Annotated in this window: 10 protein-coding genes and 1 pseudogene; all 11 read right to left on the reverse strand. The window is 45.0% G+C overall.

All coding sequences use genetic code 11. The features are described 5' to 3' along the window. Nucleotides 1-195: 195 nt before the first annotated feature. Nucleotides 196-1,182: an electron transfer flavoprotein subunit alpha/FixB family protein gene (locus LG34_RS11680; protein WP_109216217.1), complete on the reverse strand. Its 987-nt coding sequence runs from the start codon at nucleotides 1,180-1,182 to the stop codon at nucleotides 196-198. Between the two features lie 12 nt (nucleotides 1,183-1,194). After that, nucleotides 1,195-1,974, reverse strand: a complete 780-nt coding sequence (locus tag LG34_RS11685) for an electron transfer flavoprotein subunit beta/FixA family protein (RefSeq protein ID WP_109216218.1) — start codon at nucleotides 1,972-1,974, stop codon at nucleotides 1,195-1,197. Between the two features lie 93 nt (nucleotides 1,975-2,067). Next, nucleotides 2,068-3,204, reverse strand: coding sequence for an acyl-CoA dehydrogenase family protein (locus LG34_RS11690; RefSeq protein ID WP_109216219.1), 1,137 nt, complete (start codon nucleotides 3,202-3,204; stop codon nucleotides 2,068-2,070). 157 nt (nucleotides 3,205-3,361) lie between these two features. Next, nucleotides 3,362-4,792 (reverse strand): FAD-binding oxidoreductase, encoded by a 1,431-nt coding sequence (locus LG34_RS11695; RefSeq protein ID WP_330427502.1) that lies wholly within the window; start codon nucleotides 4,790-4,792, stop codon nucleotides 3,362-3,364. A 203-nt stretch (nucleotides 4,793-4,995) separates the two neighbouring features. Beyond that, nucleotides 4,996-6,282: a nickel-dependent lactate racemase gene (gene larA / locus LG34_RS11700; protein ID WP_109216220.1), complete on the reverse strand. Its 1,287-nt coding sequence runs from the start codon at nucleotides 6,280-6,282 to the stop codon at nucleotides 4,996-4,998. Between the two features lie 426 nt (nucleotides 6,283-6,708). After that, nucleotides 6,709-6,807, reverse strand: a pseudogene (locus tag LG34_RS11705) (type II toxin-antitoxin system YoeB family toxin); the annotation flags it as partial. A gap of 219 nt (nucleotides 6,808-7,026) precedes the next feature. Next, nucleotides 7,027-7,815 (reverse strand): anaerobic sulfite reductase subunit AsrB, encoded by a 789-nt coding sequence (gene asrB / locus LG34_RS11710; protein ID WP_109216221.1) that lies wholly within the window; start codon nucleotides 7,813-7,815, stop codon nucleotides 7,027-7,029. A gap of 4 nt (nucleotides 7,816-7,819) precedes the next feature. Beyond that, nucleotides 7,820-8,872: an anaerobic sulfite reductase subunit AsrA gene (asrA, locus tag LG34_RS11715; RefSeq protein WP_109216222.1), complete on the reverse strand. Its 1,053-nt coding sequence runs from the start codon at nucleotides 8,870-8,872 to the stop codon at nucleotides 7,820-7,822. Next, complete coding sequence (locus tag LG34_RS11720; protein ID WP_109216223.1) at nucleotides 8,857-9,534, reverse strand: TorD/DmsD family molecular chaperone; 678 nt, start codon at nucleotides 9,532-9,534, stop codon at nucleotides 8,857-8,859. Before LG34_RS11720 ends, asrA begins: the two co-directional genes overlap by 16 nt. After that, entirely contained in the window at nucleotides 9,531-10,256 is a 726-nt protein-coding gene (locus LG34_RS11725; RefSeq protein ID WP_109216224.1) for a 4Fe-4S dicluster domain-containing protein, read from the reverse strand. The genes LG34_RS11720 and LG34_RS11725 overlap by 4 nt, the downstream gene beginning before the upstream one ends. Nucleotides 10,257-10,275: 19 nt before the next feature. Next, a partial coding sequence (locus tag LG34_RS11730) for a molybdopterin-containing oxidoreductase family protein (protein ID WP_109216227.1) occupies nucleotides 10,276-12,397 on the reverse strand: 2,122 nt, incomplete at its 5' end.

Below are 12,397 nucleotides of genomic sequence, written 5' to 3' on the forward strand. Positions count from 1 at the left end.
GCGCAAGCTGACATCTTCTTTTCAGAATCACTGCACTCTACACTCCGTTTAGCAATGAAAAAACCGGTGCCCCATAACGGAAACACCGGTTTTTGTGATTCTTAGGAGAATCGTTAAAAATGTGTATAAAAATGGATTAGGATTAACATTTTTAAAGTTATTTTAAAAGAAAAAGAATGAAGTAATTGTTTATTTTTATGCTTCTTTGATTTTTTTGATTTCCTCGATCAACAGCGGCAGAACTTTCATGGCATCGCCAACAATACCCACATCTGCCACATCAAAAATCGGAGCATCTTCGTCTTTATTAATAGCGATGATATAGCCAGATCCAATCATACCGGATACATGCTGTGTAGCTCCGGATACACCGCAAGCAATATAAAGCTTCGGTGCAACGATCTTGCCGGACTGTCCAACCTGATGGGAACGACCAACCCACTCTTCTTCAATCGCCGGTCTGGTGGCACCTACGACACCACCGCAGACATCTGCCAATTCCTGAACCAGCGCAAAGTTTTCCTTGCTGCCCATACCACGACCGCCGGTTACGATAACATCTGCATCTTCCAGATTGACTGCCTCACTGATCTCTTTTACCACATTGGCAATCTTTGTAAATACAGACTCCTCCGGAATTTCTACTGTTTCTTCTATAATTTTGCCGGCTTTTCCCGCCTCAATTGATTTGGAAAAAGAACCGCCGCGAACGGTGGCTACTGCCGGCTGGGTATGCAATACAACATCATTTAAAATATTTCCGCCATAAACCGGGCAGGTAAATACATACTGATCGCCATCTGCCAAAATATTCATGACATCAACAGCGCATCCTGCCTCAAATTTCTGTGCAAGCAGCGGAGTGACATCTTTGCCCTCCTGTGTAGCTGCTGCCAGCACCAGTGACGGTGTATATTTTTCAACCAGTTTTGCAAGCATTGCTGCCCGCACTTCCGGTCTGCTTTCTGCTGTTTTTACGATTACTGCCTGATCTGCACCAGCCTCAACGGCTGTCTTTGCAGCTTCTTCCGGCGCTTCTGCAAGAATAGCTGCGATCACTTCTTCACCTTTTGCAGCTGCAAGCTCTTTTGCCTTTGCCAGAATCTCAAGGGCTGGTCCTACTGGAGCGCCCTGGGCAGTCTCAACATATACTAAAATATTTTTTCCATCTGTCAGACTCATTTCCACGACCTCCTACAATACCTTGGCATCCGCGATCAGCTTCATTGCATTAGCAACAGCTTCTTCCGGGGATTCCGCCTTGATTTTTACACCGGCCTGACGTTTTGCAGGCGCATATACTTTTACAACTTCCATAGAACTTGCCGGAACATCTCCGGTCACAAGTTCACCGATCGGTTTCTTTCTGGCTGCCATCTTGCTCTTGATGGTCGGATAACGCGGATCGTAATTTGGCTTCTGAATGGTCACAACACAAGGAAGGGAAGCTTCAATCTCATTGTATCCGGTCTCTGTTTCCTGTTTGATGGTTGCTTTTCCATCTGCTGCTTCTACGGCTACCACATTGGCAACTGCCGGAACATTTAACTCCGCTGCCAGCAACAAGCCAGTCTGACTTGCTGCATAGTCAGTAGATTCTTTCCCGCAAAATACAAGATCAAATGTCTTTCCTTCGGTTGCTTCAATGTCTGATTTTGCTTTTGCAAGAAGTTTTGCAACTGCCGCACCATCCAATTTTTCGACCTCGTCATATTTTACGAGGTATGCATGGTCGGCACCGACTGCGAGACAGTTTTTTAAGGAGTTTTTCACACTGTCATCTCCGATGGATACCACAGTCACTTCACTCTCGCCAACAGCTTCTTTCAGACGTACTGCCATTTCTTCTGCATATGTATCAAATGCATTTACGACAGGTGTTACCCCGTCCAGTGCCGGTTTTCCTGTGGCTTCATCCAAAGAGATTTCCACAGAATCGTCCGGAACCTGTTTGATGCAAACTAATATTTCCATAATGATTTCTCCTGCATATTTTTTGTTCGTATTCCGCCAACTTTCAAAAAATGTCCATCGACGGAATACATATATTGTTAGATAAGGGATAACTTATTTACCGATCACACTGTTTGAGATAACGATTCTCTGTACTTCGTTTGTTCCCTCAAAGATCTGGAAGATCTTGGCATCTCTCAACAGTTTCTCTACCGGGTACTCACGGCTGTAGCCATATCCGCCGAACATCTGAATGGCCTCAGAAGCAACTTCCATTGCGATATCAGAAGCATAGCATTTTGCAATTGCGGACTCTTTTGTATAAGGAAGACCCAGATCCATTTTTGTCAAGGCATGTGCTACCATCTGACGTGCGGTTTCTGTCTTGATTTCCATATCAGCTACTTTGAATTTCAGCGCCTGATTTTTGATGATCGGTTTGCCAAACTGTACACGCTCTTTGCCGTAAGCGATGGCCTCGTTGATACCTCTCTGTGCGATACCGGTTGCAACGCATCCCATCCAGGTACGCGCCTGATCCAGTGTCTGCATTGCGATGTTGAAGCCTTTTCCTTCCTCACCGATCAGGTTGGAAGCCGGGATTCTGACATCCTCAAGGACTACATCACAGGTGTTGGAAGTACGAATACCCATTTTGTTCTCTTCTTTTCCTGTGCTCAAGCCCGGAGTGCCTTTTTCTACGAAGAACATGGACATTCCTTTGACACCTTTTGTCTTGTCTGTCATGGCTGTTACACAGTAGAAAGAAGCAATGCCGCCGTTTGTGATAAAGCATTTTCTTCCGTTCAGTACATACTCGTCACCGTCTTTGACAGCGGTTGTCTTGCCTGCGCCTGCATCAGAACCAGCACCCGGCTCAGTCAGGCAGAACGCACCGAAGCCGCCTTCCAGGATCAGATCGCATGCACGCTGTTTTAACTCTTTACTTCCTGCGATCAGTACCGGTTTCATACCAAGTCCGCTGGCGGAAATGGTAGTTGCAAATCCAGCATCCGCAATTGCCATCTGCTCGATGAGAGCTGCCACATCTACTCTTGATAAACCCGGGCCACCAAACTCCTCCGGAACTTCCAGTGCCTGATATCCCTGCTCGATCGCTTTATCGTAAATCTCTTTCGGCCATTCGCCGGATACATCGTATGCTTTACACTGCTCTACGACTTCTTTATCGCAGAAATTTTTTACGTCCTGTAACAGATCCTGTGCTTCTTCAGAAATTAAATATGCCATTTTGACTCCTCCTTATAGTAAGTGATCCTATTTTTTCAAATATTATTTCAACTAATTGTTATTTTTCTCACAAAATCGGATTTTCAGTGTTCTACTGCTTCTACATTCCATTCTTGAAATTCTTTCAAAAAGCAGCACTCGTAAAATCAGCTTGTTTTTACAACTTGTAGCAAATCTTGCCCGGATTTAAGATCATCTTCGGATCAAAAACTTCTTTGATGCCTTTCATCAGACGCATGCTTGTCTCACCTGCAAATGCTGCCAGATAATCCATTTTTCCATAACCAATTCCGTGCTCGCCGGAAATCAGTCCGCCACACTCTGCCGCTTTTTTGTAAATAATATCCATGAAATCAGCAACCTGTTTTTTGAACTCTGCCTCATCCATATCGTTGGCACATGCATAAATATGTAAGTTTCCATCTCCTGCATGACCGAAGCTCTTGATGGTAAAATCATAGTTGGATTCCAGTGATTTTACAAAGGTCAGATAAGATGCAATCTGATTTACCGGAACGACGACATCGCATTCATCCAGCAATTTTGTCTCTGCCTCGATGGCTTCCAGGAAAGAACTTCTTGCTGCCCAGGCATCTTTTTTCTTCGCCGGTGTATCGGCAACCAATACGTCAATTGCTCCTGCTTCCAGTACAACTTCTGCTGCTTTCTCAGTGATTTCTTCCAGAGATTCCATATCCTCTCCGTCAAAAGTTACCAGCAGATATGCGCCAATGTCCACGCCCTCTAACTGCTGCGGGAACACGCTCTTACCAAGGTAACGCTCGGAAGCCAGAACAATTTCTTTTTCCATAAATTCAATGGCCTGTGGCTGTAAATGCTCCATGAAAAATTTCGGAACAGTTGCGATACAGTCTTCCAGGTTCTCATACGGAATGATCAGGCTGATGGTTTCCTTCGGTGCCGGAATCAGTTTTAAAGTCAGCTCTGTGATGATACCTAAAGTTCCCTCAGAACCGATCATCAGATTTAACAGGCTGTATCCGGTGGAAGTTTTGGAAACAGTTGCACCAAGTTTTACGATCTCGCCGGTTGGAAGTACTACGGTCATTGCTCTGACATAATCTCTTGTACATCCATATTTTACGGCTCTCATACCACCTGCGTTTGTAGATACGTTTCCGCCAAGAGTTGCAAATTTTTCACCCGGATCTGGTGGATATAAGAGTCCCTGTTTTTGTGCGTCCTCTGCAAGGTCGTTCAGCAAAACGCCTGCCTCTACACGAACTACAAAGTTCTCTTTATCATACTCCAGAATCTTGTTCATCTTGGACATGTCGATCATGACACCGCCATGCAGTGCAACAGATGCACCAGTCAGACCGGTTCCTGCACCTCTCGGAATGACCGGAATGCTGTTTTCAAAACACAGCTTCACGATTGCTGAAATATCCTCCGTTGTGGTTGCCTCGATCAATACGGTCGGAGCTCCTTTTCCGTAAATCGGCATTTCATCGTGAGAGTAATCTGCATTGATCTCATCTCCGGTGAATACCTTGCCCGGAACGATTTTTTTGAACTCTTCTATGAGTTCCGGTGTCACTTGGTTGTAGCTGTAATCTGCCATCATCCAAATCCTCCTTTTACACATTTCTCAAAATCTTTATCCTATCCCGTATTCTGAACACAATCACTTTGTAATTTCTATGTTCAAAATATAGGAGAATTATCATATTTCATCAAATTATTGACTTCAGATTTTATTTTTAACAGCTTATTTTTCACTGTATATTTTCACTTTCTGTCAGCGTAGTAAAAATATTATTTCAAGTGCTATTTTCTTCTTACAATCACGGATACACCATCTGGAATCACAGTGATCTTACTATCCGCCTTTCCCAGATATGCATCTGCCATGCGGATTGCCTCATCTACGCTCTCTGCGTAATCCATCTGCATGTCATTGACCAGCTGCTTCGGTGCCTGAGTCACCATGATGACTTTGTGATGCATCAGCACTCTGCACAAAATCTGTGCTTCCCACTGATCCGGAATCGTTTTGTCACGGGGTGTATCTAAGAAACGCTGCATGATCACATTTTTATCTCCGCCGCTGGCAAAGGTGTCATACAAAGACTGTCCGCCATGTCCATCAATGCAGCTGGAAACCATGATGATCACGCCGCCTGGATTACAGCTTGCCTCTGCTGCCGTCATACCTTTGACGGACTGGTAAATATTCTGGTCCAGTGGATATCCGCCATTTGTGGAAATCACGATATCGGAAGGAATCGCATCCACACCGGACATCTGATCCACGAATCTGCATCCTTCCCGGTGCGCTTCGTTGAAATCTCCGGCATATGCACGGATAACTTTTTTGTTCTCATCCAGTACCACATTTATGATAAAAGCAAGTTTTGCCTGTTCTGCCGCATAAATCATATCCCGATGGATCGGATTGCCTTCCAGCACGCCGGTTCTGGCATACTCGCTGGCGATAAACTCGGAACAATGGTTTGCCATGACGGTTGCTGCACTGGATACTCCCGGCAGTACACTTTTTCTTCCACCGGAAAAACCTGCAAAAAAGTGCGGTTCAATAAATCCTTCGGAAATCAGTAGATCTGCCTCAGCTGCGATCTTATTGATTTTCAATTTCCCACCGGATGGCAGTGTGCCAAGTTCTACCATGTCTGCATTTTCATGACTTTTATGGACTGCAAATGTGATGTCCTCACGATCTACAATATCTTCACCAAATTTGTAGATCAGTTCTTCTCTCGTGGTCGGTCTGTGAAAACCAGTGGCGATCAGAATCGTAATCTTTGCATTCGGATTACCTGCTTTGATTTCCTCTAAAACGCCCGGCATGATCACTTTACTTGGAACCGGTCTTGTGTGGTCACTGGCAATCAATACGATATTGTCTTTCCCCTTTGCCAGCTCCCGTAACCGTTTGGAATGAATCGGATGCGCTAAGGCGTCTTTTACGATTTCCTCCTCTGGCTTGTCTGCCTGAAACTCATGCGCCTTGGAAACAAGGATACCATTCAGGCGATTGTCCGGAATTGTTACCTTCATTTTTTCTTTGCCAAAAGGTAAGGTTACCTCTGCCATGTTTTGATTCCCCCTCATAAAACAAGTTTGTTTTGTGTTCATTTACGAACGATTGTAAACGTTCGTTTTTGCTGTATATTCATTTCTGAATAATTATAAATACATGTTTTTACATGCTTAATTGTAAATATGCATTTTGGTACTGCCACTTTTGTTTTATTTTTTGGTAGTACCAATCAGTGTAAAAAAAAAAGTTTTCAATGGCTTTTATTTTGATAATCACACTTACAAAAACTGAATCATCTTTTTATTTTCCTGAAAACATCTATCGTCTTAATTGGTTCTACCATTTCTTAACTAATTTATATTCTACTCATATTTGTTCTGTGAGTCAACATCATATCGCACAAAATTTTCCAGAAAAAAACAGCAGATTATACAAATTTCTTCGAATTTTGTCTCCAAAAAGAAAAACATCTCTCGGTGTTAATCTTCCTCATAATGATATTTTGCAGCATAAATGATCAAATTATCATTATGATCAATATCATAAACCAAGCGGTGTTCATCCGTAATTCTTCTACTATAGCCAGAACGATATTTTAAAGTATGTCAATCTTTTTTTATTCTATATGATCGACATTTTTTATATTCTAATATTTCCAATCACAACAGCAAACAATTTTCATGTAACTGAAATAAGGGTCTGGGTTCATTTTTTCTTGGCGTGCGATTGTTAGCCGCAAAGACAAAATGAACCCAGACCCTTTCCATATCCTAAATTTTCACCACAAAAGAATCTTTCTAGTCAAACAATTCTTTTGCTTTCGTATAATTAAATACCGGTCCCTCCAGACAAACATACGTCTCATTAATCTTACAATGTCCGCACTTTCCTACTGCGCAGGACATCTTCCGCTCAAAGGAAACCCAGATTTTCTCCGGCGGAACCCCGCATTTCATACACTCCAGCGCTGAAAACCGCATCATTGGAGGCGGACCTACGATGACCACATTATAATCATCGAAGGTATCAAAGGGCACATCCGGAATATATTTCGTAACCATTCCTTTGTGAAACCCCGGTGCCTCTGAGTTATCCAGACAATACGTACAATGGAAACGCTCTGCAAATTTCGCGCGTTCCTCATTGAACAACACACAGTTGATATCCTTAAATCCGGCAATCAAATACACAGATTTACAGATTTCCGGATGATCATAAAAATGGGTCAGTGTGGTTTTTACCGGAGACATACCCGTACCACCGCAGATAACCAGCAGATCTTTATTTTCAAACTGCTCCACCGGGAATGCATTTCCATACGGTCCACGCATGAAAAGTGTATCTCCTGCTTTCAGATCAAACACTCCGCCAGTCAGTCGTCCGACCTTACGAATGGTAAATTCCACATACCCCGGTCCTTTTCCACAGACAGAGATCGGTGCCTCTCCGATTTTCGGCAGAGACAGCTGGAAAAACTGTCCGTAACCCGGATCTTTGTCACATGCTACACGAATCGTAAACTCCGCTGTCGTCTGGCGCACAACATGTATGATTTTGTGTGGTTCCGGTTTCATAATATTTTCCATTACTCTACGCCTCCTCTCCTGTATTCATTTTTTCAATTTCCGCTGCAAGTCCGTCCACCGCATCAAAAAATGAGATTTTTTTCGGACATCTCATATCACAGCGCCCGCATCCGATACACATCTGCGCATCGCAGGCAATGCCATGGCTTCCATCCTTTGCAAATCGATCTGCAAAATCATAAAATTTGTGCAGAACCTTAAAACGCATATTTGCTCCCGGCGTCTTGCGGGCACGACCACCACCTGCTGTCTGGGTAAATGTCTCCAGCATGCAGGAAGACCAGACTCTGCGGCGTTCTCCGCTTCGGCTTCCCTCCTGATAAATGACATCCACTGTATCAAAACAACTGCAGGTTCCGCAGACGGTATTACATCCACCGCAGGACATACATTTCTCATCAAACTGATTCCAGTACTCCAGATCGCTGATTGGTTTTAACATACTGCGGTCTGTAATCTTCGGAATATGCAGTTTTTTCTGATTTTCCTGCACAAACTTCGGTGTAAAATCACAAGATGATGCTGATACAAAAGAAAAAGCAGCACCCAGTTTTTCATCTCTGACCTCTGCCAGCACCTCATGTTCGGTAATGCGAACTGCAGCATCGTACTTGTCTGTCTTGTTTGTTCCCATGGAAACACAGAAACAATGTTCAAAACTCTCCCGACATTCCAACATGACAACCTTTACTTTTTCCCGCAATCTGGCGTAAAAATAATCCGCGTGACCGCCGTTTTCCATAAAAATGCAGTCCAGACGCGCCATTCCGTTAATATCACATGGACGTGCAAAAATCAGAATCCCCTTATCGTCCGCCAGCTCACTCTCTGTCACTTCCGTATCCGTAAAGTAAAACATCGTCTGTGACACCGGATAATACGCTTCCTTCGGGGAAAAATCGGACTGACGATCCAGCACGATCTGATCAATCGTCTTGATTTCCCGGTAACGAACTTTCTTTTTTCTCTGATCCCAGGCCGGTGCAAAAATATGATACTCCTCTGACCAGGCAGCCAAAATATCATTCATCTTGTCAAAATCTACGCGATATCCCATATTGCACCTCCCATTGCCAGCATTTCTTTCTCCTGCTCCAGAAATACACTTGTCAGTTTTCCAACTGCCTGATAAAACTCTGTCTGCGCATATTTGCTGATATCCATGCAGAGAGCGCCAGCCCATTTCAGATGATTACATAAAAATTCATTCTGATCCCGGTTTGACATTGCAGCACGATCCGCATTGTTTGTCTGACAGGCAAGCAGTTCTTCTTCGCATAGCACAGCCATAAATTCCAGTTCCAACCCGATATGATCATTCATGGTGCGGAACATATTTTTGCTCGGCTCCCATCCATGCAGTGCATACAAAGCCAGAGTCTCCTGCTCAGTACGTCCGCCGATCTCATGTTTTTTATTCGTATAAATGGACTCATACGGGAATGCAGCCACACCGGTAGCCTCTCCTGCTGCCAGAAATGTCTTCGCATAATCCGCAGCCACATCCTCCAGATCCTCATTTTTCAGATCTGCGACGGACTTTGCCATACACGCATAAGCCTCAGCCAGCTCTGGATTTTCGCAATCTGTCGGAAACTGCATCTGCTTCATATTGGCCAGCGTCTCCGCATCCACTTCCATGATGTACAGACCGCCAAGGAAACGATAAAGTCCTGCTCTGGCTTTTGCCAGCTGTTTTCTTAATTCCACCTGTTTCATCCCTCTTTGGCCTCCTTTTTTTCATTCATTTCTGTGTGCACGACTTTGGCTTTTTTGAAATGATCTTCAAAAATTTTGTGAGCCATTTCGCTCTCCGGCTCCTCATAAATACCATTCCGCAGTGCTTCCTCAAATTCAAACGGAAGCATATCGATCCAATTCTGTTTTTTCAAAATAAAACGCCCGGACGGATGATTTCCGTTATCATCCTTCAATGTATATACATGACCTTCATTCTCTGCCAGAATTCTGGATACTTCGCTCTCCGGATCATTGATATCCCCGAAATGCAGTGCGCGACCGGAACAATTTTTCACGCAAACCGGCTCTTCGCCTTTTTCCCGCAGCTGCGCACAGCCGGTACACTTATCCATGACACGCAGTTCTTTATTAAAATTGTTTGCATGGAACGGACATGCCTTCCTGCAACTCTGACATCCGATGCAGATGTCCTGATCAATGCGGATCACTCCGTCTTCTTCATCCTTGTAACATGCGCCTGTCGGACACACATCCACACAACTCGGAGCCTCACACTGTTGGCACATTACCGGCAGAAAATACATCTGCAGGTCCGGATAGACCCCAGTCGGTCCCATATGATATAATGTGCTTCTGGAACGGCCCAAAGCCACTTCATTTTCAGTCTTGCAGGCAACCTGGCATCCACCTTTACAGCCGATGCACCGGTCCACTTCTACAACCATTGCATATTGTTTCATCACTCTGCCTCCTCGTTCCCTATGCTTTACCTAACGGAAGCCAATTTACAAAGTCTTCCGGTTTCTGCCAGATGCCTTCCGGCGCACTGTCCGCTTTGGAAATACGCACCTGATAAGCACGCAATGTATGCGTACCAACGACATCATTAAACGGTGCAGTGGATTTTGACAATACATTCACATTTGTTTCCTGCCATCCATGAGTCTTGGTGTTCATAGTTTCCGGATGCCAGAAACGCTCCATACATACGGTCCCCGGATTGATACCTTTTGTAACCAGTGCTTTCGCACGAATCTTGCCTCGTTTTGATTCCACCCAAACCCAGTCTCCCGGTGCAATGCCATAGGCTTTTGCCACATCCGGATAGATCCAGATCTCCGGAACCGGATACAGTTCACGCATAGCTGCAGCATTACGCAATGTGGAATGATGATAGAACGGCACACGGCCATTTGTCATAACAAGTGGATACTCCCTCGCCGTATCATCATCACGCACCGGACTCTCCACCGGCTCCAGATAATACGGCAGCGGCTCATAATCCTTATCTGCCGGTGCAAACTCGATCGGCAGGAACGGCTGACCGGTTCTTCCCAGTGTGATCATGCTCTCCACATAGACTTCAATCTTCTTCGAAGGTGTATCAAAGCCCTTCGGCAGCCCTGTCGCTTCGTCAATCTGTTTGTATACATAATAGCTCTTCCATTCTTCTTTTGACATGTATTCAAACGGTGCTTTCTTTTTCATTTCTTCCCAGGTCATACCGATCGCCGGTGTCAAATGATCAAAAAATTCATCCATGGAATCCCAATACGGAAGCTGATCCCCCATAAACTCCGGATCAAAAGCTTTCTGACACATCTCATGACCAAGCTCTGCACATTTTTTTGCCAGGCGGGACCAGATCAGAGTCTCATCCATGGTCTCCCAGAGATGAACTACCTGCTGTCTTGCCACCAGCATATTACAGGTTTCAACGATCATATCCGTCTCCAGCCACTCCTCTGTCGGCAGCAAAATGTCTGCATAGCAGGAAAAAGAAGTCGGATACATATACATATGTACGATAAAATCAAGTTTTTCAATGGCTTCTGCCCAACGACCGGATTCTGCCAGTACACCAAGTTTGTTTCCGGAACGGTCGATCCACATTCTCGGCTGATACGGTTTCTCTGTCAAAATCGCATTCAACACACTGCCCGGATGACCTGCATACCAGATACTTAATCCCTTATGTTCTCTTCCACCCAGACGTTTTTTCAACTGCTCTGGCGGCAGACATTTCAGTGCAACAGGAACCGGATAGTTCGGCACTTTCAGCACGCCACTGGTGCGGAACCGCTGCATCAGCGCGCCCGGTTTCTCCAGATTACCCATCAGGAAATCAATGGTGTCCGCAGCCATGGCAGCCTGCACGGAATTCGGTGTCTGATCTGTTGCCACACCAAGGCAGATACCGCTCGGAGAATTTTCCAGATACATCTCAATGGCGGCCTTGATCCGGTCTGCATCCAGCCAGCAGATCTCCGCTGCTTTCTCCAATGTAAACTCCTCGCAACGCTCGTATAACAACTGCATACCGGTTTTGTATACTTTTCCATCTACTTCGTAAGTGCCCCATAACGCCGGGGCTAAATTTTCATCAAACGGATATTCCATCGGCTTCATGGAATCTGTCTTTTCATCCCATACATAAAAAGTATCTGGTGCACCGTTTTCTCCTTTCTTCGCACGGGCAAAGAAACGGCTCTCCACCTCAACCAGATACGGCAGGTTCGTCCAACGTGTTACAAACTCCTCATCGTATCTGCGGTTTACTAAAATGTATCGGATCCATGCCATCTGCAGGGCAACATCTGTACCCGGACGAATTGGCAGCCAGATATCTGCCTTAGCCGCATCCGGTGTAAAACGTGGATCAATGGAAATCGTTTTTACCCCTTTGGCACGCAGCTCATTTACCATACGACCGCCACTGGCCGGTGCAGAATAGGCAGGACCTGCGCCCCAGAGCACCAGACATTTGATCTGCGCATTTTCGTAATCATACAGCTCCAGTGCATTGGAATCCGCAATACTGGAATCTGCACCGCCATACATCATGGCACAGGACAAAACACGTGGCAGGTAACACTGCGCA

Origin of the sequence: Eubacterium ramulus (assembly GCF_003122485.1) — a bacterium.
GTDB lineage: Bacteria > Bacillota > Clostridia > Lachnospirales > Lachnospiraceae > Eubacterium_I > Eubacterium_I ramulus_A.